Consider the following 23989-nt stretch of genomic DNA (forward strand, 5'->3'; position numbering starts at 1 on the left):
CAACCGCTTTCGATCGCCAAAGTCAGTGACTCACCATATCCAACCTTTTACGTAAGTGGATATGCGGAGCCGACCCATGTGCATCGTCGAGCGAGATGTTCACCTTTACCGCCTTCAATCCGGTCAGATGTTCGACTGGATTGAAGGCGTGGGTATCCCTCTTGCATGAGGGCCTATCAGCACGTCAGGACAGAGCATTGAAACTGGTCAGCTCGCTGTGCGGGGGAAGGAGATCTCGACCCTGCGGTTCTTCTTGCGGCCGGCTTCCGTCGAGTTGTCGGCGATCGGGTACTGCTCCCCGTAGCCGCGTACCTCGTACGTGACGCCGGGGTCGTTCAGTTCCTGGCCCAGGATGGTGTGGACGGCGTTCGCGCGCTTGCGGGACAGGACGTCGCCGTGGGCCGAGGAGCCCAGGTTGTCGGTGAAGCCGAAGACGCGGATCCTCGTCGCGTTCTGGTTCTTGATCTCCTCGGCGATCGTGCCGATACGGGCCTTCGCCTGGGAGCCGAGCTTCGCGCTGTCCTTGCCGAACAGCACCTCGGCCTGCAGCGCGAACGTCACCTCCGCGTTGGTGTCCTCGCGGCGCTCGTCACCGCTCTGCTCCTCGACGACCTGCTTGATGTCCAGCACCTTCGGTTCGGCGAGGGTGGCGCCGTCGGGGAGCTTCAGATCCGGGTCGTTGGGGTCGAGTTCGACCGGGGCGGAGGCGGTGGCTTCGGAGCCCGGGGGGACGCTGGGGTCATCGGCGGCGGCAGCGCCGGTGGCACCGTAGAGGCTGGTGACCACCAGGACGGTGACGGTGGTGACAACCGTGGAGAACCTTGGCTGCACCGGACTCAGGCGGGTACGTGTCATGGTCTGCCTCACCCAGAGATCTGGATGGTGCCGCTGGCGAACGTCGGCAGTTGGAAGGTGACTTCGGATGCCTCTGCGGGCGGCGCGGGGAACTGCATGAAGACGGAGAGGCTCTCACCGGCCTTGATTGCCGAGAAGCCCGTCGTCGTCAGTGGGCGACCCTCGGTGTCACGCAGTACGTAATAACGCTTCTTGCTCTTCGAGTCGACCAGAGTGGCGCCGCCGAGTGACCGGCCGTTTCGCACAATCTCGGTTTCGTTGCCACTCAGCGCAGCAGGGACCGTGACGCTCTTGGCCCCGTCGTTCTTCAGAATCGCGTTCACAGTGACGAAGCCTCCAGCGTCACGTTCTGCAGAAGTGACCTGAAGAATCAGCCCGTCCGACCCTCTCAGTTCGGCAATGGGATCGTCCGCCTGTTCCTCCTGGGCACTCGGAGCAGAACCGTTGCCCTTGGAAGCGGAAGCCGTGGCCGCCGCCCCTTTGTCGTCGTCCTCACCCCCACCGCAGCCGACCACACCGAGGGCCAGTCCGGCCGCAACGGTGAGCGCGGCCATCCCCCTCCGGGCCTTCGTTGTGAACCGAATGCTCATGCCACTGCTTCCTTAGTCACTCGTCGTTCGTCGGTCAGTCGGCCAGGTGGACGTCGAAAAGGTCCTCGGGCTGCGGAAGGAGTTCCACTGGACCTTCCGGATCCAGTTCCCACTCTTCGCCCTTGCAGGTGAGCAGCGGCAGTGCGTCCTCGGGGGCATCTTCCGCCAGGAGATCGAAGGTGCAGCGAGGGTCGATCACCGCAGTGGCCGTTTCCTGCGACTTCATGTTCTCGGTACCGGGCACGATGGAGTCCCCCACGGTGTCGGTCGTCTCGACTTCGACCGTGTAGCCCAGCAGCCCGTCCAGCTCACACCCCTGGACAGCCGCGTCGTTCTGCGCCGCGAGTTGCTGTGCGCGCCAGCACGACTCGTCGAGCCCTTCGGCACTGCCGTCGAAGATCGCCTGCCACTCGGTCGGATCGAGAAGGTCTTCGACCCAGGCGCCCGCGAGTTGGTCACGCCTGTCCTGAGCCGCAGCGAGCGCGGCCGCGTCCGCGGCCGTCTGAGCACCGTTTCTGTTGGCCGCCGCCTGCCCGACCGCCAAGTACGCGAACGCGAGAAAGAGCAGGCCCCCCACCACCGTGATGTAAATAGGGAAAGCCTGCCCTGCGTCGCCGTGCTTGCGAGACCGCATCAGCCTCCGGTGACCTCGGCGATTTTGGTTGTGATCGCATCGAAGATCGTCTGACCAATACTCGTCCCCGTGATCGCCAAAACGATCGCCACCACCACCGCGATGATGCCCAGGTACTCCACCGCCGTCTGGCCCCTGTCGTTGCGGGCGGTGCGGGAGTGGAGGTAGGTGACCGTGGTGTTGATCCAGTTGCTCATGGTGTTCCCCTCCGGCTGACGCGGTTGCGGCTTCCTTCAGGGTGCCGCATTCGATATCAGCAACGTACGGCGAATTTCCCAGTCCGCCAGAGGGCCCCAGGACCCAATCCCGGGCCCAGTTGCCGGGCCGCCGCTTCGTCCCCCCTGACGTCACCGCAGGTCACCCCAGTTCTCGTGTGGAGTCCGGGGCCGTGCCGAGCCACTTCGCGGCGGCTTCGGAACGGCTGGTGCTGTGGAGCTTGGCGAAGATGCGGTTGATGTGGTTCTTGACCGTCTTCTCGCTGATGAAACAAGTGGCGGCGATCTGCTGGTTGTTCATGCCGGATGCGATGTGGTTCATGATCTCCGCCTCCCTGCTGCTCAGTTGGAACCTCGACCTGTCGAAAGCGGCTGCCGGACGACCGCTTGTCCACCCTGACGACGACTGTCCCACATTCGGTTGCAGTTGCGAAAGGTTTTGTGAAGAAATAGGCGGGGGCGCGAGCTGCGGTGTGCCCAATTTGCCTGGTGGTGCTCCTTGTTGGAGGTTCATATACGGCAGCTTCGTCGTGGAAACTTCGTATGCAGTCGCATCCGCATGACGTGTATGACCTCCCAGGCCCTCCGGCAGGGGCGGGCCCGAGGGCGTCTTGCGGAGCTGGGTCAGCAGCGCTTCCGCCGCCGTGGGGGTGAAGTGGGGGCGGCCGCGGCTGACGTCCCGTACGGCCGACACCAGTTGGTCCGCCGTGAACTCGCCGTGGACCAGGTATCCGCCCGCTCCCCTGCGCAGCGCCTCCTCGACGATCTCCGACTCCCCGCTGTACGTCAGCATCACCACCGGGGCGATCCGCACCAGGTACGGGAGTGCCGAGATGCCGTCCATGCCCGGCATCCGGACGTCGAGGAGGATGACGTCGGGACGGTGGTCACGGGCCGCCTCGCAGGCCTCCCTGCCGTCTGCCGCCTCCGCCACGACCCTTATCTCCCCCCGGCCGGAGAGCAGGGCCGTCAGGCCCGCGCGGACCACGGGGTTGTCGTCGGCGACGAGGACCCGCAGGGTCGCGGTGGTCGGGGGCGCCTGGTTCGGCATCATCCGCGTCATCGGGGTCCCTCCTCTCGAGGTGTACGGGGTACGGGGTACGGGGTACGGGGTCATCGGGCCGCCTCCGCTGCCGCGAACGTGCCGGTACGGGGGCTTGGGGACGCCAACGGGAGTTCCAGGCGGACCTCGGTGCCGCGTGGGTGGGTGCCTCGGCCGACGCGGATGCGGGCGCCGATCGCCGCCGCGCGCTCGACCATGCCGACCAGGCCGAAGTGGCCGTCCCTGCGGAGTTGTTCGAGGTTCGTGCCGGGCGGGAGGCCGCGGCCGTCGTCGTGGACGATGATGCGGAGCAGGTCGCCGTGGACGCCCGCGCCGACGGCGACCCGGGTCGGGCAGGCGTGGCGATGGGCATTCTCCATGGCCTCTCCGACGATGGTGAGGACCTGGCGGGCCACCGGGAGGGGGACCGTGGCGGGGCGGTGCGACGGGGCCGCGTTGTCGCCCGTCCGGCCGAATGCCGCCGGGAGGCCGGTGCGGGCACTGAAGTCGCGTGTGCACAGTGACAGTTCGGACAGTAGGTCCACACTCTGCCCCGCGTCCGTCCTCCCCGTGCCCACCTCCTTGCTCGTCCTGCTCGTCCTGCTCGTCCTCGCACCCGTCCCCTCGCCCGCTCCCGTGCCCGCCGCGCCCCGGGGCGGCTCGCCGCGCAGGTCCGCCAGGAGTTCGCGGGACTCGGCGGCGGCTCTGCGGGCCGAGCGGGCGACCAGTTCCGCCTGTTGCCGTACCAGCGCCACGTCCACGTGTCCGGCGCTCGCCGAGCCGGCCAGGCCGTCGGCGGCCAGGGCGACGCCGTACAGGGTCTTCGCCACCGAGTCGTGCATCTCGCGGGCCAGGCGGGCGCGTTCCTCGCTGACCGCCTCCGTGGCGGCCAGGCGGGTCTGGACCGTGGTCAGGGCCCGGGTGGCCGTGCCGAAGCGGAGCATGAGGTTGCGGAGGCTGGAGCCGACCGCGCCGGCGATGACGCAGAGGCCCGGCAGGAACAGTGTCTCCGTGAGGTTCGCGTGCGGGTCCGCGTCCGCCAGGGTCGCGTGGACCAGGAGCAGGATCAGGCCCTGGAGGGAGGCGAACGCCGCCGCCCCCCGCCACCCGTAGACCAGACCGGCGAGGAGCGGGGTGCAGACGCCGGCGTAGGCGAGAAGGCTGCCGGGGCCGGCGGAGACGAGGAGGAGCGAGCCGAAGAGGGTGTCCACGGCGAGCAGGCTGGGGTGGCGCAGGAGGAGGGGGCCGAAGCGTTCCCAGTCCCGTACGAGGACGTAGGACCCCATGAAGGTGACCACGACCGCGATGCCGACCAGGCGCACTCCCCAGCCCGGCCCCGCGTTGAGGAGGGCGGCGGGGGCGGCCAGTGCGATCATCGCCAGCCGGAAGCCGAACACCTGCCGGCACAGGGCCTGGAGGGCGTTGATCTGGAGGTCGACGTCCGGTGCGGGTGGATGAGGGGTGGTGGTCCGGTCCCTGGCGGGGCGACGGTCGTTCACCGCCGACACCGGTGGCACGGGGGGTATGGGTGGTATTGGGGGCACCGGTGGTGCCGGCCACCCTGGTGGCTCCGGGGTGGCCGGCACGCTCCTGGCGGCACGCTCCGGGAGTGCCGAGGACTCCGGGAAGGCCGGGACGCCCGCCGGGGGCCTGGTGGTGCGGGGCGGCCTGGCGCGGCGCCACAGCCCTCTTCGGCCCCTCCGCCGGCCCTCGCGCTCCGGTCGGCCCCTGCGCCCTGGGCGCCGCCCGGGCTCCCCGGTCGTCGTCATCCCGCCGTCCACCGTCCTCTGCCCCCTACTCGCCCGTGATCGAGCCGAAGTCGGTGCCGGAGCCCAGGATCAGGCCTGCCCCGAGGAGGATCATCGTGGCCGGGACCATGAACGTGGTGATCATCATGGTGGCCTTGGGGACCGCGCGGGCCGCCTTGCGGCGGGCGTTCTGCGCGTCCGTACGGCGCATGTCCTTCGCGAGGGCGACCAGCGTCTCCACGATGGGGGCGCCGAGTTCCTCGCCCTGCTGCAACGCGGTGACGAACATGGCGACCTGTTCGGAGTCGTTGCGGCGGCGCAGTTCCGTGAAGGCCTGGCGGCGGCTCATGCCGAGGTCCATCTGGCGGAGCGTGATGCGCAGTTCGTCCGCCCACGGGCCCTCGTACTTGGTGGCGACCCGGTCCAGGGCCTGCCGGAAGCCGAGGCCCGCGCTGACGACGACGGCGAGGACGTCCAGGAAGTCCGGCAGGGTCCGTTCGATCACGTCCCGGCGGATGCGGATCGCCGACCAGATGCCGACCTCCGTCCAGAACGCGCCGAAGGCGAGCAGCAGCAGGGCGACGAAGAACTGCCCGCGCATGAGGAAGACCAGGAAGCCGAAGCCGCCGAGGAAGCCGTAGACCGCGCGGCGGGCGGCGTAGCGGTCGATGGTGAGGCCGCCGGGATTGCCCGCGAGGTCGATCTTGCGGCGGTACTTGGCGACCCGCTGGGGGCCCATGACGCGCAGGACGGCCGGGGCGTAGCGCATGCCCATGCGGTCGACGAGCGAGTCCACCGCGCCGGTGCGGGTGGCGCCGACCTCCAGGGCGAGGGCCAGGTCGGCGGGGAGTTTCGCGTCGGCGCGGTACATGCGCACGCCGGCGAAGACGCCCCACACGGCGACGGCCATGACCAGCGCCAGCAGAAGTCCCATGTCAGTCAGTCCCTCCTCTGCCTTCCACGATTGCCTTCCACGATCAGGCTGCTCAGACGTCGATGCGGGACAGGCGGCGGATCATGACGAAGCCGATCGCGTACAGGCCGAAGGCGACGATCACGGCGCCCTGGCCGACCGGGGAGCCGGTCATGCGTTCCAGGGCGCCGTCCTTCACCCCGTTCATCAGGAACAACGACCCGACCCCCAGGACGGGGACGGCGTACGACGTCATGCTCACCTGGGAGAGCTGGGTACGGACCTCGCGCCGGGTCTCCTTGCGTTCCTCCAGGGTGTCGGTGAGGTTCCGCAGGGCGCTGACCACCTGGCCGCCGGCCCGGTTGGACAGCACCAGGGTGGTGACGAGGACGACGAGTTCGCGGGAGGGGAGCCGCTGTGCGAGTTCCCCCAGGGCGTCGTCCATCGAGGCGCCGAGGGCCAGTTGGTTGTCCACCTTGGACAGTTCCTCGCCGGCCGGTGCCTCCAGCTCCTCGGCCGCCATGCCGATCGCCGTCCGCAGGGCGAGGCCGGCCTGGGTGGCGTTGGCCAGGATGCGGGCGAGTTCGGGGAGTTGGTTGATGAACTTCTCGATGCGTTTCTGGCGTTGCCAGTCGAGGAACTGGAACGCCGCCCAGATGCCGAGCAGTCCGGCCAGCGGGCCGAAGAACGGGGCCAGGACGGCCTGGCCGGTGAGGAAGAGGCCCAGTCCCAGGGCGACCATGCAGGCGAAGAACTCGCCGGGGGTGATGTCGAGGCCGGTCGCCGTCAGGCGCAGCTCCAGTTTCCTGCCGAACTTCGTACGGCGCAGCTTGCGGTCCAGGGTGGGGAAGTGGCGCCGGCGTCCGTTGACCGTGACCTGGCCGGTGTACGCCAGCCGGTCCACCAGCTCCTGCCGCTGAGCCCTGCCCGCGGCGTACAGGTGCACGCCGATCACCGCGAGGACGCAGGTCAGCAGTGCGATGCCGGTGGTCAGCGTGATCAGGTTCTGCAGATCCATGGCGGCGGCCCTACCTGGCTTCTCGGGTGGTGAGCTGGTCGAGGGAGCGGGCGATGCCGAAGGCCTGCGGGACGGGCTGACTCGCCATGTAGAGGCGTTCGGCGGCCCGGCGCGGGAGCGGGTGATGCTCGTACGCGCCGTAGATACGGCCGTCGGAGGCCATCGGCTGCGCGTTGAACCGGGAGACCGTGGCCAGCCGGTACGGCTCGCCCCCGTGGCTCTCCAGCAGGGCGATCTCGGTGATGCGGCGGGCGCCGTCGGCGAAGCGGGTGAGCTGGACGAGGACGTCGACGGCGCTGTTGATCTGGTCGTGGAGCGCGACGAAGGGGATCTCCACCTCCGACATGGAGGCGAGGGTCTGGAGGCGCATCAACGCGTCCTCCGCGCTGTTGGCGTGGACGGTGGCGAGCGAGCCGTCGTGGCCCGTGGACATCGCCTGGAGCATGTCCAGGGACTCGCCGCCGCGGACCTCACCGACGACGATCCGGTCGGGGCGCATGCGCAGCGAGTTGCGCACCAGGTCGCGGATGGTGATGCGGCCCTTGCCCTCGACGTTCGGCGGGCGCGCCTCCAGGCGGATCACGTGCGGTTGCTGGAGCTGGAGTTCGGCGGAGTCCTCGATGGTGATGATGCGCTCGCCCTCGGGGATCAGACCGGAGAGGGCGTTGAGGAGGGTCGTCTTCCCGGTGCCGGTCGCGCCCGACACGATCACGTTGAAGCGGGCCTGCACCAGGCCCGCCAGCAGGTACAGCATGTGCTCGTCGAGCGAGCCGAGGCCGATCAGCTCGTGAAGGGTGAAGGAGCGCGGGAAGCGGCGGATGGTGAGGGTGGCGCCGGTCAGGGACAGCGGCGGGATGATGACGTTGACGCGCTCGCCGGACGGCAGGCGCGCGTCCACCATCGGGTTCGACTCGTCCACACGGCGGTTGACCGTCGAGACGATGCGCTCGATGGTCTGCATCAGCTGGTCGTGGGAGGCGAAGCGCATCGGCAGCTGCTCGACCCGTCCGCCGCGCTCCACGAAGATCGCGTCGGGGCCGTTGACCATGATCTCCGTGATGGAGGGGTCCTCGAGGAGCGGTTCCAGGATGCCGAGGCCGAGTGCCTCGTCGACGACCCTGCGGATCAGCTGCGAGCGCTCCACGGTCGACAGGACCGGGCCCTCGCGGCTGATGATGTGCCCGAGCACCCGCTCCAGTCTCGCCCGGCGCTCGGCGGCGGCCAGCGAACTCATCTCCGCGAGGTCGATCTCCTCGAGGAGCTTGGCGCGGTAGGAGGCGACCAGATGGCCGTCCTCGCCCCGGCTGCCCTTCTCCTCGGGGGAGTTGATACGTGCCCGCAGACTCATGAGTCCGGTGCTCCTCGTTCCTGGTTCGTGGTTCCTACTGCTGTGGTCGGTTTCCGGCGGGTGGTGGATGGCGGATGGCGAGTGGCGGGTGGTCAGTGGTCGACGGGCATGGTGGCGGTCTTCCGGACCGGGGCGAATTCCCAGCCCGGCACGATCGACGGGATGTCGATCGTGGCCGTGACGGTGACCTCGTCGCCGCCCCCGGACGCCCCGCAGCTGGTACGGCCGGCCAGCCAGTCGCTGACCGCGACGGTGCAGGCCGGCCCAGCCGCCTCGTCGAGCGAGGCGCTGCGGGCCCCCGCACGGGCCGCGGTGCCGGCCTGCTGGGCGGTGTACGCGATCAGGCCCAGCTGTACGGCGGCCATGGCGACGATGATGAGAATCGGCAGAAAGCCCAGATACTCGATCGCCACCTGCCCGCGGTCCCGGTGCCACCGGGAGCCCCGGCCCCGCCGGAGCCCGCCCCGCCTGTCGTCGTACGCCATGTCAGTCCCCCACCTCCTCCTCCACCGCGCCCGCGTGGCCCTTCACCTCGAAGGGGAAGTCGGCGGTGCCGGGGAAGAGGACAGGGACGCGCAGGGTCACGTCGGCGGTGACGAAGCCGCCCCCGGTCCCGCAGTTCACCGTCGCCGCTCCCTCCCAGGCACCGGGCAGTTTGTCCAGCCCCGCCGCCTGGCAGGCGCCGTCGCGCGCGCCCGGGTCCGCGGCGGTGGCCGCCCGTACCGCCTCGTCCGCAGCATTCCCCGCGAGGGTGAACGTGTATCCCAGCAGCACGAGTTGCCACAGCACCACGAGCGTCACGAGGATCGTCGGGATCATGCCGAGGAACTCGATGGTGACCTGGCCCCGGTCACGGCCCTGGCTCCGGTCACGGCCCTGACCCCGGCTCAGGTCGAGGTCCCGGCCCGAGCGGGCGTGCGCCTCTTCCCCCCTCACCTCATCCCCCTCCGTCCTTGCGTCGCCGGATGCTCACCGCTCCGCGGTCGCCGCGCAGCCGGTCTCCCCGCAGCCGGCCGGACTTGTGGGCACCCTCGGTGGGCCTGACCAGGCCGAGTTCTCCGGCCAGGGTCCACAGGGCCTGCTTCACCGCGCTCTTGTTCTCCAGTTCGTGGACCCGGCCCGCGTCCACGACCTGCTGGAGTTCCTTGAAGTTGGCCGGGATCACGGTGGCCGCGACCGCGGTACCGGCGATCTTCTGGATGAGCGGTGGCTGGATCTCCGCGCCCCGGGTGTGGCGGTTGACGACGACCGTGGTCTCCTCCGCCTTGCGGATCTGGAGCCGGTCCCACATCCGTACCGTCCGTTTGGCGCCCCGGACGGAGACCACGTCCGGGGTGGTGACCAGGAGCGCGGTGTCGGCGGTCTCGACGGCGGCCGCGCCGGCCCCGACGAGCTGGGCGCCGGTGTCGACGACCACGACCTCGTACCGGGAGCGCAGGGCGCCGACGATGTGGCGGGCGGCCCGGTCGGTGACGTCCTCGCCGCGTTCGCCCTCGGCGGGGGCGAGGAGCAGGGTGAGGCCGGTGTCGTGGCGGAAGACGGCGTCGGCCAGGACACGCGGGGAGATGTCGGTGATCGTGGCGAGGTCCACGACGGACCGCCGGAACTGGACGTCCAGGAAGGAGGCGACGTCCCCGGTCTGGAGGTCCATGTCGACCAGGGCGGTACTGCGGCCGGATGCCTGGGCGGCGAGGGCGAGGTGGATGGCGGTCAGGGTGGCGCCCACGCCGCCCTTGGCCCCGCTGACGGTGACGACCGTGCCGCCGACGCCGGTGAACACGTCGCTGCCGGCGCCGAGATGGCGGCGTACGCCGGACGACCACTGGGCGACGGCATGGACGCGGCTGGCGAGTTCCTCGTAGCTGAGCGGCAGGGCGGCCAGGCCGCGGGCTCCGTAGTCCATGGCGGCCTGGAACAGGCCGGGGCTGGCGTCGGAGGTGACGAGGACGACACCGACGGCGGGGAAGCGCAGGGCCACCTCGCGGATCAGTTCCAGCGCGGGGACCGGGCCGATCCGCTCGTGCACGACCACGACCTCGGGCAGCTCGTCGATCGACTCGGCGGCCAGGCGCGCGAGGGTGTCGACGAGCTGGGTGGAGTCGACCACCGGGGCCATCGGCTCGGCGTCCGGGAGCTGACTGAGCAGCGTGGTGATGGACCGGACGGCGTCCGCGTCACCGACTGCCGGGAGGATCCTCGTGGGCATGCGGGCCTCTCACTTGTCCTTCGCGAGTTCGTACGTACGGTCCTGCTCGGGGACCGTGGTGTCGCCGCCGGGGGCGACGAGCGCGAGCCTGACCCGCTGGGCGAAGGACTCGGCGTAGGTGATGCGCTGGGCGTCGATGGTGGACAGCGCGAAGGTGATGGGGACGGCGTCCGTGGGCTGCCGGCCGCGGTCGTTCTCGTCGGGTTCGAGGGCGGTGAGCCGGCCGACGTCGAGGACCTTGGCGTTGGTCACGATGATCTTGGACTGGGCGGGGGCGCCTTCGCGTTCCCCTTCGAACGTGGCGTAGACGTTGACCGACGAGCCCGGCGTGATCTTTCCGGCGACGCCGGTGGCCGCGTCGATCATGATGGCGACCTCCTGCTGCCCCGGTTGCAGGGCGGGCTGGTTCACGATCATGTCGTTCTGCAGCAGGGAGCCCTCGCGCAGCGTGGTGACGGCGATCTTGCCCCGGATGTCGCCGAGGTCGGTGACCGCGTTCTCCGACAGCCAGCGCTCGGGCATCTCGATCTTCTCGAACTGGTCCGTACTGAGGGGCGTGTACGGTGCCACATCCGATTTCAGCCGGTACGCACTGACCTCGGGGCCGACCTTGGACTCCACGTCGTCGATGACGGAGAGCACGCCGGCGAACGCGGCGAGGGCGCACAGGATCGACAGGAGCAGGAGTATCACGCCGCGGCGCTGACGGGAGTTCATAGACCGTGCAACCTCATTGGGGGATGTGGGCCGAGCGGATCGAGCGGGACGGTCGAGCGGGACGGCCGGGACGGTGCGTCGGCGAGGGCGCCGCCCCGGCCGTCCGGCCGTCCGGGTCAGGTACGCCGGACGAGGGCTCTACTGGCGCTCCTGTTGCTGTTGCTGTCGCTGCTGCTTCTGTCGCCGTTGCTGTGGTCGTGGGCGGGTACGGACGGTGGCGTGGCCGAACAGAACACGCACCGGTCGCCGATGACGTCGATGCCGCACCAGTGACAGATGCCGCGCCGCACGCTCGTGACCAGCTGGTAGAGGACGGAGAGGTCGGGCAGGTAGCTGCAGAACTCGATGACCTTGCCGGTCCCCCACCAGCTCGGGGACTCGGCGGGAAGCGGCGCCTCGCGCAGCCCCTGCACCTTCCAGGACGGCGCCAGGGTGCCGGTGACCCAGTCGGACTGGAGCTGCCCCTTGGCGACGAGCATCCAAGTGCCGAACTCCGGTCCGTTCAGAGCTGCTTCGGGGCCGAGGCGGACGAGTTGCGGCTGCGGGTGGGCGAGGACGGCGAACTGGCTGCCGGGCATCCAGGACTTGGCGTGCTGCTTCAGGTTCACCGGGATCCGGTCGAGGCGGGCGACGGAACCGAGCACGGCACCGGAGTGGATGTAGTGGACCAGTAGCCGGCCGGCCGAGGCGAGCACGCCGGGGCTGAGGTCGCAGGAGCCCAGCTGCCGCAACTGGCGGGCCAGTACGGCGAGTCCGAGCGGGGGCAGATCGGGGGTGAAGAGGGCGACCCGGTCGGTCTCCAGCAGGGAGCGCAGGGTGTGCAGCCTCCGTAGGACGGCGACGGGTGTCACCTTGGAGCAGACCACGATGACGTGCCCGTGCTGCTCGATGAGCGCCTGGAGTTCGCTCAGGGCCTGTTCGAGCGGCAGGGTGGCGATGTCCCGCAGCACCACGGCGGGCAGGGTCCGTTCGTCCTGCGGTGGCAGCGCCAGGTCGGCACTGGTCACGGCAATGGCAGTTGGCACGCGCGGCTCCCCGTTCTCCCCATGCCCCTCGGCCCACCGGGAGTCACTCCGGTGCACCCTGATGACTTCGCTGCGTGACTATGCGAGCACTGTAACCACGGCTTTATGGCTGGAGAACAGCGTTTGTGTAGCTCGTAAGCAACTGGCGTTGCACAAGTTACGCCAAAACGGGGCACGTTGAGCATCTTGCCGGTCTCGATACGGCTCGCGGGGTGGAGATCCCGCGCACTGCCTTGACGCCGGAACCCCGGCGTGGAGGTGGCCGGCGGCCGGAACGCCGAGCGACCGGGAGCGACCCGACTCCCCCGAAATTGGTCTGGACCCATTGACAACCTTATTGGTCTGGACCACCTTGTTGGTTCAGTGGCGACGCCCGTCGTCCCCATGGCTCTCCCCTCCCGCTCTCTCCCCCCATACCTCTGTACCCCCGTATCCCGCCCCTTCCCCCACCGGAGGCTTCAGTGGACCGCGCACCAGCCATGACCGAAACCAGAGACAGAGACACAGGCAGAGGCCGAGGTGGAAACCCGGCCGTCGGCAAGGGCCGCCTCTGGGCGGGCGCCCTCGTCTCCGCCCTCGCTCTCACCCTCCCCCTCGCGGGCGCGGGCCAGGCGTCCGCGGCGGACGTGAACAACGTCAGGAACGCCGGTTTCGAGTCGGGTCTGAGCAACTGGACCTGTTCGGCGAACAGCGGGACGACCGTCTCGTCCCCCGTGCACGGCGGCACGTCCGCGCTCAAGGCCACCCCGGCCGGCCAGGACAACGCCCGCTGCACGCAGACCGTCGCCGTGCGGCCCGACTCCACGTACTCGCTGAGCACCTGGGTGCAGGGCGGCTACGCCTACCTGGGCGTGACCGGCACCGGCACGACGGACGTCTCCACCTGGACCCCGGACTCCAGCACCTGGAAGCAACTGACGACGAGCTTCCGCACCGGCTCCGCGACCACGTCCGTCACGGTCTACACCCACGGCTGGTACGGGCAGCAGCCCTACTACACGGACGACCTGTCGGTCTTCGGCCCCGACGGGGGCGGAGGCAGTGACCCGGATCCGACCGTTCCGGGCACGCCGGGAGGCCTCAGCGTCTCGGGGACGACGTCGTCGACGGCGTCGTTGAGGTGGAACCCCGTATCGGGGGCGACGGGTTACTCCATCTACCGCAACGGTACGAAGGTCACGGCGGTGACGGGCACGTCCGCGACGGTGACCGGTCTCGCCGCCGCCACCTCGTACTCCTTCCAGGTGGCGGCGACCAACGCGGCGGGCGAATCACCGAAGTCGACGGCGGTGACGGCCCGGACGACGGAGGGCAACGGCGGTGGCGGCGGCGACCTGCCCCGGCACGCGGTGACCGGCTACTGGCAGAACTTCAACAACGGCGCGGCGGTGCAGCGCATTTCGGACGTGCCCGCGCAGTACGACATCATCGCGGTCGCCTTCGCGGACGCGACGGGCACGCCGGGCGCGGTCACCTTCAACCTGGATTCGGCGGGCCTGAACGGTTACACCGTCGCTCAGTTCAAGGCGGACGTACGGGCGAAGCAGGCGGCCGGGAAGAAGGTCATCATCTCGGTGGGCGGCGAGAAGGGCACCGTCTCGGTGAACGACACCGCCTCCGCGGCGAACTTCGCGAACTCGGTGTACGCCGTGATGCAGGAGTACGGCTTCGACGGCGTCGACATCGACCTGGAGAACGGCCTCAACGCGACCTACATGACGCAGGCGCTGCGGTCGCTGTCCGCGAAGGCCGGCCCGGACATGATCCTGACGATGGCTCCGCAGACCATCGACATGCAGTCCACGTCCAACTCCTACTTCCGGACCGCGCTGAACGTGAAGGACATCCTCACGGTCGTCAACATGCAGTACTACAACAGCGGTTCGATGCTGGGCTGCGACGGCAAGGTCTACAGCCAGGGCTCGGTGGACTTCCTGACCGCGCTGGCCTGCATCCAGCTGGAGGGCGGCCTCGACCCGTCCCAGGTGGGCCTCGGTCTCCCGGCCTCCACCCGCGGCGCGGGCAGCGGTTACGTCTCGCCGACGGTGGTGAACAACGCCCTGGACTGCCTGACCAGGGGCACCAACTGCGGCACCTTCAAACCGTCGAAGACCTACCCGAGCCTGCGCGGCGCCATGACCTGGTCCACCAACTGGGACGCCACCTCCGGCAACGCCTGGTCCAACGCGGTGGGGCCGCACGTCCACGCCCTGCCGTAACCGGCTCTCCTGTCGCCCCGCTCCGGGGGTGCCGCACCGCGGCCGGCGGTGGCGCCCGGGAGCCCCGCACCCTCTTCCGAAGGCGTGAGCACTTCGGCGGCAAGTGTCCGGACGCCGCTCGTTTGAGCGCTTACGTGACAGTCGGCTGCCAAGTGCTCACGCTTTTCGGCAGCCCTCCCTGAAGGGCTGCCGTCTTGACGGCGGGGGTACGGGGCGCGGGCGGGTCGCCGTACGACCTCGCGCCCTCGCCGGGCAGGGTGGCCCACATGCGGGTGCCGCCGCCCGGTTCGCGCGCCTCGTCGAAACCCCAGGAACCGTCGCAGGCGCGGCAGACGCAGGCCAGGAAGCGGAGTGCCGCGCGGCGGCGCGTGTCGCAGGCCGCGGCCAGCCTGGGGTGGGTGTGGCGCGGGTGGCTGTCGTAGGCGATCACCCGGAGGGCGGCGGCACGGTAGCGGAGGGAGAGGTAGACGTCCGCCGACTCCGTGAACCGGCAGGCCACCGCGACCAGCTCACTCACCGCCTGCAGGGCGGGGTCCACCAGGTCCGCCAGCCCGTGCGCCCGCAGCATCTCCCGCGATGCCGCCCTCGCCAGTGCGGGGCTGGTCGGCTGTGCGGGCAGCGTGAAGCTGTAGGCCAGGGTTTCGGGGACGGGGGCCGCGGGAGGGAGGGAGAGCGCGGGTACGACGGGGCAGCGGGACACGGACATCGGTGACTCCTTCGGTGAGGTACGGCAGCGCCCTGCCGTGGGCGGTGGCCGGTGATCGGCGGTCGGCGTGATCGGTGAAGGTCGGCGGCGGCGGTCGGTGGCTCCGTCACACGGGCAGGCTCGCGCGATGCACTCCCGACTGCGGGCGGTAGCTCCTTCGTCACTCAATGTAGAGTTACGGATGACTCAATTACCACCTAGTTCAAGAAAATGACCCAATCGTGGTGAGTGGGCACCGAAGGGCGGCAAACTGCTGACGCATCGCAGAGGAAGGAAGGTCATGCCTCCGAGGACGACGCCCACAGAACGCCAGAGGCGCTTGGGGAACGAACTGCGCAGGATGCGGGTCGCCGCAGGCATAACAGCCGACCAGGCCGCCGGGCTGCTCGGACTCGACCGGGCCAAGATCTCCAACATCGAGACGGGCATCCGCACCATCAGCCCGGAGCGGCTTCGCACCCTTGCCTACAACTGCGACTGCTCGGACGAGGCCTACATCGAGGCGCTGGTCGCCATGACCCGGCCCAACGGACGTGGCTGGTGGGAGCGCTACCGGGGATCGCTGTCCGCCGGCCTGCTGGACATCGCCGAGTCCGAGGCCCGGGCGACGCGGATGCGCACTGTACATATCGCCCACATCCCCGGCCTGCTGCAGACCGGCGACTACGCCCTGGAACTCTTCAGGGCCGTCCTGCCACTCCTGCCGGAGCACGAGACCGCACTGCGGCTGGCGTACCGCATCGAACGCCAGCAGGTGCTGGATCGGGACGATCCGCCCGAGTACGTCGCTGTCGTACATGAGGCGGCCGTACGGATGCAGTTCGGCGGGCGGGAATGCGCACGGGCACAGCTCGAGCATCTGATCGCCATGTCCGAGCGGCCTGCCGTACGACTGCTGATCGTGCCGTTCACCGCCGGTACGTTTCCCGGGTCCGGACAGATCTTCACGTACCTGGAGGGACCGGTCCCACAGCTGGACACCGTCCAGGTTGACAGTACTCATGGGCCGGAATTCCTCAGCGGTGAAGCCCAGTTGGCCAAGTACCGTACGCACGTGGACTGGATGGAGCGCATCGCCCTGTCGCCGCAGGCCTCCCGCGACTTCATCCGGGACATCGTCGATAGCCTGTGAGGAGACAGCATGGACGACATCACCTGGGAAGACCCCTTCTGCGGTGAGGGGGCCAGCTGTTTCCGCCTCGGAACCGACCTGGAGGGCAACGGCTACATCGCCATAGCCGGTGCCGAGGACGACCACCTCACCGACAGCCGGGACGCCCTGCGGCGAATGATCCTCGACATCAAGGCGGGCAAGGCCGACCACCTCCTGTGAAGCCGGTACCGGCCGGGCCGGCGACGGCCTGGGTGCCGAGGACCGCGAGCAGGTCGAAGAGGTCCGCACTGTCGGTGCCGACGGCCGGGGTGAACCAGAGCAGCCGCTGCCGGCCGTCCTCACTGAAGAGGTGCAGGCAGTTGACCTCGAGCGGGCCGAGGACGGGGTGGAGGAGGCGTTTGCGGTCCTCCCGCCGGACCGCGACGTCGTGGTCGGCCCACAGTGCGGCGAACTCGGGGGACACGTCGAGCAGCGCGCCGATCAGCGAGTCGGCCTCGGTGTCCTTCCCGTCCCGCCTGGCGGCTGCCGCGCGCAGGTCGGCGACGAGGGAGCGGGACTGGCGGTCGTGGTCGGCCTCGGGGTAGAGGTCCCGGGCGGCGGGCTCGGTGAACCAGCGGTACACGAAGCCGGCCCGGTGCCCCCGCAGGCCGGACTGGTCCCCGAGCAGCGCCACGGCGAGCGGGTTCTGCACGAGGACGACGTGCAGATCGGTGATCACCTGTGCGGGGGTCGCCGTCAGCCGGCCGAGCAGGTCGAGCATGCCGGGGTGGACGTGTGCGGCGGCCCCGCCCCGGGCGGGCACGGGGCGGTCCGCGAGGTGGTAGAGGTGGTCGCGCTCGTCGGCGGTCAGGCGCAGCGCCCTCGCCAGTGCGGCGATCATCTGCTCGGAGGGCTGGGAGCCGGCTCCGCGTTCGAGCTCGTTGTAGTAGTCCACCGATGCCCCGGCGAGCTGGGCGACCTCGTCCCGGCGCAGCCCCGGCACCCGGCGCCGGGGCCCGGAGGGGAGCCCGACGTCCCCGGGACGGATGCGGGCGCGCCGTGAGCGGAGGAAGGCCCCCAGTTCGGCGTACTTCACAGAACCCATACCGCCCATTCTGCGCTCGGCCGGATCAGTGACCCAGGGGATGTCGTCCCCTGGTTCCGCCGGTCGTCCATGCGCATCGTGGACGGCATGACCACACATCCTGAAGCATCCGTACCGGCACCCGCCCGCGTCGCCGTCGTGACCGGTGGATCGCGCGGCATCGGCCGGGCGGTCTCCCTGGAGCTCGCCCGGGACGGTCTGGCCGTCGTGGTGAACTACGCCGGTGACACGGCCGCCGCCGAGGAGACGGTGCGGGCGGTCACCGCGGCCGGCGGGCGGGCGGTCCCCGTGCGGGCGGACGTGGCGGACGAGCACGCGGTCGCCGCGCTGTTCGACCGGGCGGAGGCCGAGTTCGGCGGTGTGGACGTCGTCGTGAACGCCGCCGGCCGGCTCGCGCTCTCCCCCATCGCCGACCTCGACCTGGCGGTGCTCGACGCCCTGCACCGCACCAACATCCGCGGCACCTTCGTGGTCGCCCAGCAGGCCGCGCGGCGGCTGCGGGCGGGCGGCTCGTTCGTGGGGTTCTCGACCTCCGTGGTCGGCACCCGGCCCCCCGGCTACGGCGCGTACACGGCGAGCAAGGGCGCCGTGGAGGCGATCACGCTGATCCTCGCCCGCGAGCTGCGCGGACGGGACATCACCGTGAACACCGTCGCCCCCGGCCCCACCGCCACCGACCTGTTCCTCGACGGCAAGACCCCTGAGCAGATCGCCGCGCTCGCCGAGGCCCCCGCGCTGGAACGGCTCGGCACCCCGGAGGACATCGCCCAAGTGGTCGCCTTCCTCACCGGCCCGGAGGGCCACTGGGTGAACGGCCAGATCCTGCGGGCCAACGGGGGCCTGGTGTGAGGACCTGCCGAAGCCGACCGTCTGATGTGACGTGGGAGTGAAACATTTCCCGGGGTCCGGCGCATCAATGAGATGAGAGCCGAGGGGGATTGCACGTATGGGGCAGGACGGTCGGGAGGACGGATACGGGGACTTCGCGGTGGCGCGGGCCGGGCCTCTGTACCGGTCCGCGTGTCTGCTCACCGCCGGGGACACGCACCTCGCCGAGGACCTCGTCCAGGAGACCCTCGGGCGGGTGTACGTGCACTGGGGGCGGGTTTCCCGCGTGGACAACCCCGCCGGGTACGCGCAGACCATGCTCACCCGCGCGTTCCTCGCCCACCGGCGGCGGCGCAGCAGTACCGAGCGCTCGACCGCCGCGTTCCCGGAGCGGCCGGGCGCCGACGAGGACCCGTCCCTGCGGCTCACCCTGCTCGACGCCCTCGCCGGGCTGCCCGCCAAGGACCGCGCGGTGATCGTCCTGCGGTACTGGGAGGACCGCTCGGTCCAGGAGACCGCCGACGCGATGCACGTCAGTTCGGCGGCGGTGCGGACGCGCAGTGTGCGCGCCCTGGCCCGGCTGCGGGAACTGCTCGGCGAGGACCTCGGTGAGTACGCCCGGTCCTGACCGGACGTAGGCCGTCCCCTCCTCACTCCTCGTTCACCTCACGGAAGCGGTGGTTCGTCATGTCCGTCGACCAGCACAGCGACCCCTTCGAGGAGCGGCTCTCCGCCGCTCTGCACGACACCGGCGGCGCCTTCGAGGCCGACCGGGGCGCCCTCACCGACGGGGGGCGGACCCGGGGGAGGCGGATGCGGATGCGGCGGCGGGCCGCCGTTCTCGGGGGTGCGGCCGGGATCGCGCTCGTGGGGGTGGGCGGGGCCCTGCTCCTGCCGGGCGGAAACGGGGGCGGGGAGGAGGGGCGGACGGCGGCGGCCTCGGGAGCCGGGGTCGCCGCCGGCACCCGGGGCACTCCGGCGCCCGTCTCCGGTGAGGAACTCATCCGCACACTGAAGGAGCTCCTCCCCGACGGGGAGTTCAGCGGGGAGCGGGGGCGCGGGACCGACTCGGTCCGCGGGCCGTTCGCCCAGGTCGTGTACGACGACGGCGAGGGACCCGCAGCCGTCGGCGTCGGTCTCTCCCGCATCGAGCCGGGAAGCTCCCAGGCCCGCGAGGCCACCCGGTGCCCGGACCAGGTGTTCACCCCGCACGAGAGTTGTGCCACCAGCACCCTGGCGGACGGGTCGAAGCTCATGCTGTTCAAGGGATACGAGTATCCGGACCGGCGCGTGGACACCAGGTGGTGGAACGCTGTACTGGTCACCCCCCAGGGGCAGCAGGTCAGCGTGGGCGAGTGGAACTCGGCCGCCGAGAAGGACGAGCCCGTCAGCCGGCCCGCGCCCCCGCTGTCCGTCGCGCAGCTCAAGAAGATCGCCACGGCTCCGCAGTGGCGGGCCGCCGTCGACGCCATTCCGGAGAGGGTCGGGAAGCCGTCCGCGGCATCGAGCGCACCGCCGCCCGCGGCATCGAGCGCACCGCCGCCGAGCGCTGACGGACCGGCGGTCCGGGAGACACTCGCCGGGCTCGTCCCCGACCGTCTCGAGGTGGTGTCGAAGGGCGGCCAGGAGGAGGAGTACGCCTATCTCGTCCTCGACGACGGCGAGGGGAAGAGCTTCGTCCAGATCAACGTCCAGCACGGCATGCTGGGCACCGACGACCCGCTCTACGCCTCCGCCGAGACGCTGGACGACGGAACCCGGGTCGCGACCCGGCAGGGACCGGGCGAGAAGGCCGCCGCCGGTGTCGTCATGTGGACCGTCGACACCCTGCGCGCCGACGGCAGGCGTGTGGTGATCAGCGCCTTCAACACCGGCGCCCAGCACGAGGACGCCACACGTGACGTCCCCGCGCTGAGCATGGAGGAACTCCGGACGATCGCTCTCAGCCCCCGGTGGGACGACCTGACCTGACCCGGCCCGACCCAAACGAAAGACCCTAGAAGAACTCCGACCAGGGCTGGTCCCAGACCTGCTTGACGCACAGGACCAGGAAGAGGAGGCCCGCGATGACGAGCATGCTGTTGCTGAGGAGCCCGTTGCGCCATTCGCGGGGGGTGCGGGCCGAGTTGAGGAGCCAGAGCAGGGTCAGGGCGAGGAAGGGCATGAAGGCGGCGCCCAGGACGCCGTAGATGATGATCAGACGGAAGGGCTGACCTTCGAAGAGGAGGATCATGGGCGGGAAGGTCAGCCACAGCAGGTAGGCGCGGAACGGCCAGGACTTCTCCGGGCGGCCGGACGCGATGGCCTCGCCCGTCGACGCCTTCGCCTTCTTCCGGCCGCGCGTCACGAAGTCGGCGAACATCAGGCTCACCCCGTGCCACACGCCGATCAGCGACGTGAACGACGTGGCGAAGAAGCCGATCAGGAAGAACTTCGCCGTCGCGGCGCCGTACCTGTCCTCCAGGATGTCGCTCAGCTGCACCAGGCCCTGGTCGCCCTTCTCCAGCGCGAGCCCCGCCGAGTGCAGGAGTTCGGCGCCGACGAAGAGCATCGCGACGACGAAGATGCCGGTGGTGATGTACGCGACGCGGTTGTCGAGGCGCATCACCTTCATCCACCCCGTGTCGGTCCAGCCCTTGGCGTTGACCCAGTAGCCGTACGCGGCCAGCGTGATCGTGCCGCCGACGCCGCCGATCAGGCCCAGGGTGTAGAGGACCGAGTCGTCCGCATCGGGAAGGACCGGGAGCAGTCCGGCGAAGGCGTCCCCGAGGTTCGGGGTCACCCTGATCGCCAGGTAGACGGTCACCACGAACATGATGCCCACCAGGACCGTCATGACCTTCTCGAAGACCGCGTACCTGTTGAACCAGACGAAGGCGAGGCCCACCAGGGCACAGGCGATGCCCCACCATTCGAGGTCCATCACGTCCGGGAAGAGGGCCTGCAGGGGTAACGCGCTCGACGACATCGCCGCCGCTCCGTAGACAAAGCCCCAGACGACGACGTAGAAGCCGAAGAAGTACGTCGTCCAGCGGCCCAGGCTCGCCCAGCCGTCGAACAGGGTACGGCCGGTGGCCAGGTGCCAGCGGCCCGCCGCCTCGGCGAGGGAGATCTTCACCAGGCATCCGATGACCGCGGCCCAGAGGAGGGTGTAGCCGAAGCTGCTGCCGGCGATGAGGGTGGCGACCAGGTCGCCGGCGCCCACGCCGGTCGCGGCGACGACGATGCCGGGGCCGATGTGGCGCCAACTGGACTTGCGGGGCTGGGGGCCGGGGCCGTGGGGTGGTGCTCCGGTGTCCTGGGTGTTTCCCGTGGTGTCCGCCATGAGGGCCAAGAAAGCGGATGGGTGCCGCCGGAACAAGGGGGCGTGCGGGGATCTTCACCGGATACACCTGGTCGAGGGTCGGCCGGCCACCCCTCCTTGACCTGATCATGTCATACATCGACCATGGCGGCACCGCACCACGCCCGCCCGCACACACGCAGGCACGCACGCACACCCAGCAGTTCGCACGCAGCAGTTCGTACGTCGCACGAACAACCCTCCACCTCCCACAAGGAGACTCATGCGACTTCGCCTACGCGGCAGACACTCCGCCGCGCTCGCAGCACTCCTCGCCCTGGCCCTCGCCGCACCCGTGTCGATGACGGCCACGGAGGCCGGCGCCGACAGCGGGAAACGGGCGGCACCTTCGGCCGAAGACATCCGCCAGTACGAGATCCACCAGCACACGACTCCCGTGACCCGTACGGCGATCCAGCGGGCCGGGGTCACCGTGGACGAGGCCGACGAGGAGACGGTGGTCGTCTCCGGCCGCGCGGAACAGATCCGCACCCTGCGCCAACATGGGTACGAGGTCACGCTGTTGGGCTCCGCTCCCGACCGTTCGTCCGCCGCCGACGATCTGCGCCTGTTCGACTTCCCCTCGGCCGACTCCCGCTACCACAACTACGCCGAGATGAACGCCGAGATCGATCAGCGGCTGTCGGCGTACCCGGGCATCATGAGCAAGCGGGTGATCGGCCGGTCCTACCAGGGCCGGGACATCGTCGCCATCAAGATCAGCGACAACGTGACGGCGGACGAGAACGAACCCGAGGTCCTGTTCACCCACCACCAGCACGCGCGTGAGCACCTGACCGTGGAGATGGCCCTGTACCTGCTGCGCGAACTCGGCGCGGGATACGGCAGCGACTCGCGGATCACCAACATCGTCAACAACCGGGAGCTCTGGATCGTCCCGGACCTCAACCCGGACGGCGGCGAGTACGACATCGCCACCGGCTCCTACCGTTCATGGCGCAAGAACCGCCAGCCCAACTCCGGTTCTTCGTACGTCGGAACCGACCTGAACCGCAACTGGAACTACCGCTGGGGCTGCTGCAACGGCTCCTCCGGCTCCACGTCCTCCGAGACCTACCGGGGTTCGGCTCCCGAGTCCGCGCCCGAGGTGAAGGTCGTCGCCGACTTCGTGCGCAGCCGGGTCGTGGGCGGGGTGCAGCAGATCAAGGCGGGCATCGACTTCCACACGTACAGCGAGCTGGTGCTGTGGCCGTTCGGCTACACCTACTCCGACACCACGACCGGGATGACGGCCGACGATTACGCCGCCTTCCGCACGGTGGGCCAGAAGATGGCCGCGAGCAACGGCTACACGGCCCAGCAGTCCAGCGATCTGTACATCACGGACGGCTCGATCGACGACTACCTGTGGGGCACGCACAAGATCTTCGGCTACACCTACGAGATGTATCCGAGGTCCTCGTCGGGCGGCGGTTTCTACCCGCCCGACGAGGTCATCGAGCGGGAGACGTCCCGGAACCGGGACGCCGTCCTGCAGCTCCTGGAGAACGCGGACTGCATGTACCGCTCCATCGGCAAGGCGGCGCAGTACTGCAGTTAGCGGCGCCGCCACCCGTCGCGAGGAGTACCCGTGGCGCCTAGGCCGCGGGGCCGGCGTCCGACGTGGGCTTGTCCGTGTCGTCGGGCGAGTCCACGTCGGCGTCCGGTTCGGGCTTCCCGGCGTCGGCGTCCGTGTCGGACGAGTCGGCGTCGGGTGAGTCCGTGTCGGAGGTGTCCCTGTCGGGGGCGTCCGCCTCGGGCGTCCCGGGTTCGGTTGCCCCGTCGTCGAAGTAGGTGTCCAGGACCGCGTCCAGTTCCGTGTCCCACGTGGCGAAGCGGCTGCGGGACGTGGCCTCGATCTCGATCGGGTACCAACGGCGTTCCGTGGTGTGGACGGTGACCGTGTACCGCTTGCCGAAGCGGGCGGTCTCCGTCTCCACCGCGCCGATCTCGTCCCAGCGGAACTCGCACGCCTGGTCGTCCAGCCGGAGCCGTACACCGCTGTGATCGGCGACGATCTCGGCCCGGCGGTCGGACGCCTCGAAGACGGGGCCGTCGGGGGCGGGTTCCTCCTCGGAGGTCTCGGAGGTCCCGGAGGACTTGGAGGTCCCGGAGGCCGCAGAAGTTTCCGAGGCCTCGGAAGTCCCGGGCTTCTCCAGCGAGGTCGTCGCCCCCGGTTCCGTGTCCGGGGCCGCGTCCGTCTCCGGCACCGCGTCCTGCGGTTCCTCCTCGCCCTTCGCGTCCTTCACGTCCGCCTTGCGGTCGGACGTGCCGGACACGGGTGCGGTGAGCCCGGGGATGAAGGCCGGGTCGAATCCGGCGCCTTCCAGGGGCTGGGGCTGGCTGCTCGAACCTATGCGCTGCTCCACACCGGATGAGTATGG

25 protein-coding genes are annotated in these 23989 nt (G+C 69.9%); 7 read left to right on the top strand and 18 right to left on the bottom strand.

The window, feature by feature from the left end; translation table 11 throughout:
• Positions 1–207: 207 nt before the first annotated feature.
• The 14 genes from ACIF80_RS02155 to ACIF80_RS02220 all read right to left on the bottom strand — a co-directional run bounded on the left by ACIF80_RS02155 (position 208) and on the right by ACIF80_RS02220 (position 12293).
• Positions 208–855 (bottom strand): OmpA family protein, encoded by a 648-nt coding sequence (locus ACIF80_RS02155; protein ID WP_399798235.1) that lies wholly within the window; start codon positions 853–855, stop codon positions 208–210.
• Positions 856–863: 8 nt separating this feature from the next.
• Positions 864–1445, bottom strand: coding sequence for a hypothetical protein (locus ACIF80_RS02160; protein WP_399798238.1), 582 nt, complete (start codon positions 1443–1445; stop codon positions 864–866).
• Positions 1446–1479: 34 nt separating this feature from the next.
• Positions 1480–2079: a pilus assembly protein TadG-related protein gene (locus ACIF80_RS02165; protein ID WP_399798240.1), complete on the bottom strand. Its 600-nt coding sequence runs from the start codon at positions 2077–2079 to the stop codon at positions 1480–1482.
• The gene (locus tag ACIF80_RS02170) at positions 2079–2276 is read right to left on the bottom strand and encodes a Flp family type IVb pilin (protein ID WP_055572639.1); all 198 of its coding nucleotides are present in this window, start codon (positions 2274–2276) and stop codon (positions 2079–2081) included. The genes ACIF80_RS02165 and ACIF80_RS02170 overlap by 1 nt, the downstream gene beginning before the upstream one ends.
• A gap of 160 nt (positions 2277–2436) precedes the next feature.
• Positions 2437–3357 carry a response regulator gene (locus ACIF80_RS02175; protein ID WP_399798243.1) on the bottom strand — a complete coding sequence of 307 codons (921 nt, stop codon included), beginning with the start codon at positions 3355–3357 and terminating at the stop codon, positions 2437–2439.
• A gap of 50 nt (positions 3358–3407) precedes the next feature.
• Positions 3408–5105: a sensor histidine kinase gene (locus tag ACIF80_RS02180; protein WP_399798245.1), complete on the bottom strand. Its 1698-nt coding sequence runs from the start codon at positions 5103–5105 to the stop codon at positions 3408–3410.
• Positions 5106–5130: 25 nt separating this feature from the next.
• On the bottom strand, positions 5131–6018 hold the full coding sequence (locus ACIF80_RS02185; protein WP_399798247.1) for a DUF5936 domain-containing protein: 888 nt from the start codon (positions 6016–6018) through the stop codon (positions 5131–5133).
• A gap of 52 nt (positions 6019–6070) precedes the next feature.
• On the bottom strand, positions 6071–7015 hold the full coding sequence (locus tag ACIF80_RS02190; RefSeq protein WP_399798250.1) for a type II secretion system F family protein: 945 nt from the start codon (positions 7013–7015) through the stop codon (positions 6071–6073).
• A gap of 10 nt (positions 7016–7025) precedes the next feature.
• The gene (locus tag ACIF80_RS02195) at positions 7026–8363 is read right to left on the bottom strand and encodes a CpaF family protein (protein ID WP_399798253.1); all 1338 of its coding nucleotides are present in this window, start codon (positions 8361–8363) and stop codon (positions 7026–7028) included.
• A gap of 92 nt (positions 8364–8455) precedes the next feature.
• Positions 8456–8848 (bottom strand): TadE/TadG family type IV pilus assembly protein, encoded by a 393-nt coding sequence (locus ACIF80_RS02200; protein ID WP_399798255.1) that lies wholly within the window; start codon positions 8846–8848, stop codon positions 8456–8458.
• 1 nt (position 8849) lies between these two features.
• Positions 8850–9182 (bottom strand): pilus assembly protein, encoded by a 333-nt coding sequence (locus ACIF80_RS02205; protein ID WP_399799384.1) that lies wholly within the window; start codon positions 9180–9182, stop codon positions 8850–8852.
• Positions 9183–9300: 118 nt separating this feature from the next.
• On the bottom strand, positions 9301–10569 hold the full coding sequence (locus tag ACIF80_RS02210; protein WP_399798257.1) for a CpaE family protein: 1269 nt from the start codon (positions 10567–10569) through the stop codon (positions 9301–9303).
• Positions 10570–10578: 9 nt separating this feature from the next.
• Positions 10579–11286: a Flp pilus assembly protein CpaB gene (gene cpaB, locus ACIF80_RS02215; protein WP_399798260.1), complete on the bottom strand. Its 708-nt coding sequence runs from the start codon at positions 11284–11286 to the stop codon at positions 10579–10581.
• A gap of 116 nt (positions 11287–11402) precedes the next feature.
• Positions 11403–12293 carry a hypothetical protein gene (locus tag ACIF80_RS02220; protein ID WP_399799387.1) on the bottom strand — a complete coding sequence of 297 codons (891 nt, stop codon included), beginning with the start codon at positions 12291–12293 and terminating at the stop codon, positions 11403–11405.
• Positions 12294–12790: 497 nt separating this feature from the next.
• Here ACIF80_RS02220 and ACIF80_RS02225 point away from each other — a divergent pair, with 497 nt between their 5' ends.
• The gene (locus tag ACIF80_RS02225) at positions 12791–14530 is read left to right on the top strand and encodes a chitinase (RefSeq protein ID WP_399798263.1); all 1740 of its coding nucleotides are present in this window, start codon (positions 12791–12793) and stop codon (positions 14528–14530) included.
• A gap of 130 nt (positions 14531–14660) precedes the next feature.
• Here ACIF80_RS02225 and ACIF80_RS02230 read toward each other — a convergent pair whose 3' ends face one another.
• Positions 14661–15236 carry an ATP-binding protein gene (locus tag ACIF80_RS02230; RefSeq protein WP_399798266.1) on the bottom strand — a complete coding sequence of 192 codons (576 nt, stop codon included), beginning with the start codon at positions 15234–15236 and terminating at the stop codon, positions 14661–14663.
• A 280-nt stretch (positions 15237–15516) separates the two neighbouring features.
• On the opposite strand from ACIF80_RS02230, the gene ACIF80_RS02235 reads away from it, so the two are divergent.
• Both ACIF80_RS02235 and ACIF80_RS02240 read left to right on the top strand, forming a co-directional pair.
• Positions 15517–16368, top strand: coding sequence for a helix-turn-helix domain-containing protein (locus ACIF80_RS02235; RefSeq protein ID WP_399798269.1), 852 nt, complete (start codon positions 15517–15519; stop codon positions 16366–16368).
• A 9-nt stretch (positions 16369–16377) separates the two neighbouring features.
• Positions 16378–16569, top strand: a complete 192-nt coding sequence (locus tag ACIF80_RS02240; RefSeq protein ID WP_399798271.1) for a hypothetical protein — start codon at positions 16378–16380, stop codon at positions 16567–16569.
• Here ACIF80_RS02240 and ACIF80_RS02245 read toward each other — a convergent pair.
• The gene (locus tag ACIF80_RS02245; protein WP_399798273.1) at positions 16538–17443 is read right to left on the bottom strand and encodes a helix-turn-helix transcriptional regulator; all 906 of its coding nucleotides are present in this window, start codon (positions 17441–17443) and stop codon (positions 16538–16540) included. The two genes, ACIF80_RS02240 and ACIF80_RS02245, sit on opposite strands and share 32 nt — an antisense overlap.
• A 78-nt stretch (positions 17444–17521) precedes the next feature.
• Here ACIF80_RS02245 and ACIF80_RS02250 point away from each other — a divergent pair, with 78 nt between their 5' ends.
• The 3 genes from ACIF80_RS02250 to ACIF80_RS02260 all read left to right on the top strand — a co-directional run bounded on the left by ACIF80_RS02250 (position 17522) and on the right by ACIF80_RS02260 (position 20233).
• The gene (locus tag ACIF80_RS02250) at positions 17522–18283 is read left to right on the top strand and encodes an SDR family oxidoreductase (protein WP_399798275.1); all 762 of its coding nucleotides are present in this window, start codon (positions 17522–17524) and stop codon (positions 18281–18283) included.
• 97 nt (positions 18284–18380) lie between these two features.
• Entirely contained in the window at positions 18381–18890 is a 510-nt protein-coding gene (locus tag ACIF80_RS02255; protein WP_399798278.1) for a SigE family RNA polymerase sigma factor, read from the top strand.
• Positions 18891–18949: 59 nt separating this feature from the next.
• Positions 18950–20233, top strand: a complete 1284-nt coding sequence (locus ACIF80_RS02260; RefSeq protein WP_399798280.1) for a hypothetical protein — start codon at positions 18950–18952, stop codon at positions 20231–20233.
• A gap of 25 nt (positions 20234–20258) precedes the next feature.
• On the opposite strand, the gene ACIF80_RS02265 is transcribed toward ACIF80_RS02260, so the two are convergent.
• Positions 20259–21587, bottom strand: coding sequence for an Nramp family divalent metal transporter (locus tag ACIF80_RS02265; RefSeq protein ID WP_399798283.1), 1329 nt, complete (start codon positions 21585–21587; stop codon positions 20259–20261).
• Positions 21588–21828: 241 nt separating this feature from the next.
• Between ACIF80_RS02265 and ACIF80_RS02270 the strand changes: the two genes are divergently transcribed.
• Complete coding sequence (locus ACIF80_RS02270) at positions 21829–23166, top strand: M14 family metallopeptidase (RefSeq protein WP_399798285.1); 1338 nt, start codon at positions 21829–21831, stop codon at positions 23164–23166.
• A 37-nt stretch (positions 23167–23203) separates the two neighbouring features.
• Here the strand turns inward: ACIF80_RS02270 and ACIF80_RS02275 are convergent, their stop codons facing one another.
• Positions 23204–23974 carry a hypothetical protein gene (locus tag ACIF80_RS02275; RefSeq protein WP_399798288.1) on the bottom strand — a complete coding sequence of 257 codons (771 nt, stop codon included), beginning with the start codon at positions 23972–23974 and terminating at the stop codon, positions 23204–23206.
• Between the last annotated feature and the right edge of the window lie 15 nt (positions 23975–23989).

This window comes from Streptomyces sp. NPDC085927 (genome assembly GCF_044540975.1).
In the GTDB taxonomy this organism is placed as follows: Bacteria; Actinomycetota; Actinomycetes; order Streptomycetales; family Streptomycetaceae; genus Streptomyces; species Streptomyces hirsutus.

Coding starts and splice junctions, on each gene's coding strand:
- ACIF80_RS02190 (WP_399798250.1), bottom strand. CDS start 7,015: ATGGATCTGCAGAACCTGATCACGCTGACCACCGGCATCGCACTGCTG.
- ACIF80_RS02185 (WP_399798247.1), bottom strand. CDS start 6,018: ATGGGACTTCTGCTGGCGCTGGTCATGGCCGTCGCCGTGTGGGGCGTC.
- ACIF80_RS02250 (WP_399798275.1), top strand. CDS start 17,522: ATGACCACACATCCTGAAGCATCCGTACCGGCACCCGCCCGCGTCGCC.
- ACIF80_RS02255 (WP_399798278.1), top strand. CDS start 18,381: ATGGGGCAGGACGGTCGGGAGGACGGATACGGGGACTTCGCGGTGGCG.
- ACIF80_RS02225 (WP_399798263.1), top strand. CDS start 12,791: ATGACCGAAACCAGAGACAGAGACACAGGCAGAGGCCGAGGTGGAAAC.
- ACIF80_RS02270 (WP_399798285.1), top strand. CDS start 21,829: ATGCGACTTCGCCTACGCGGCAGACACTCCGCCGCGCTCGCAGCACTC.
- ACIF80_RS02200 (WP_399798255.1), bottom strand. CDS start 8,848: ATGGCGTACGACGACAGGCGGGGCGGGCTCCGGCGGGGCCGGGGCTCC.
- ACIF80_RS02230 (WP_399798266.1), bottom strand. CDS start 15,236: ATGTCCGTGTCCCGCTGCCCCGTCGTACCCGCGCTCTCCCTCCCTCCC.
- ACIF80_RS02235 (WP_399798269.1), top strand. CDS start 15,517: ATGCCTCCGAGGACGACGCCCACAGAACGCCAGAGGCGCTTGGGGAAC.
- ACIF80_RS02170 (WP_055572639.1), bottom strand. CDS start 2,276: ATGAGCAACTGGATCAACACCACGGTCACCTACCTCCACTCCCGCACC.
- cpaB (WP_399798260.1), bottom strand. CDS start 11,286: ATGAACTCCCGTCAGCGCCGCGGCGTGATACTCCTGCTCCTGTCGATC.
- ACIF80_RS02195 (WP_399798253.1), bottom strand. CDS start 8,363: ATGAGTCTGCGGGCACGTATCAACTCCCCCGAGGAGAAGGGCAGCCGG.
- ACIF80_RS02160 (WP_399798238.1), bottom strand. CDS start 1,445: ATGAGCATTCGGTTCACAACGAAGGCCCGGAGGGGGATGGCCGCGCTC.
- ACIF80_RS02265 (WP_399798283.1), bottom strand. CDS start 21,587: ATGGCGGACACCACGGGAAACACCCAGGACACCGGAGCACCACCCCAC.
- ACIF80_RS02260 (WP_399798280.1), top strand. CDS start 18,950: ATGTCCGTCGACCAGCACAGCGACCCCTTCGAGGAGCGGCTCTCCGCC.
- ACIF80_RS02155 (WP_399798235.1), bottom strand. CDS start 855: ATGACACGTACCCGCCTGAGTCCGGTGCAGCCAAGGTTCTCCACGGTT.
- ACIF80_RS02175 (WP_399798243.1), bottom strand. CDS start 3,357: ATGACGCGGATGATGCCGAACCAGGCGCCCCCGACCACCGCGACCCTG.
- ACIF80_RS02165 (WP_399798240.1), bottom strand. CDS start 2,079: ATGCGGTCTCGCAAGCACGGCGACGCAGGGCAGGCTTTCCCTATTTAC.
- ACIF80_RS02180 (WP_399798245.1), bottom strand. CDS start 5,105: ATGACGACGACCGGGGAGCCCGGGCGGCGCCCAGGGCGCAGGGGCCGA.
- ACIF80_RS02245 (WP_399798273.1), bottom strand. CDS start 17,443: ATGGGCGGTATGGGTTCTGTGAAGTACGCCGAACTGGGGGCCTTCCTC.
- ACIF80_RS02210 (WP_399798257.1), bottom strand. CDS start 10,569: ATGCCCACGAGGATCCTCCCGGCAGTCGGTGACGCGGACGCCGTCCGG.
- ACIF80_RS02205 (WP_399799384.1), bottom strand. CDS start 9,182: ATGATCCCGACGATCCTCGTGACGCTCGTGGTGCTGTGGCAACTCGTG.
- ACIF80_RS02240 (WP_399798271.1), top strand. CDS start 16,378: ATGGACGACATCACCTGGGAAGACCCCTTCTGCGGTGAGGGGGCCAGC.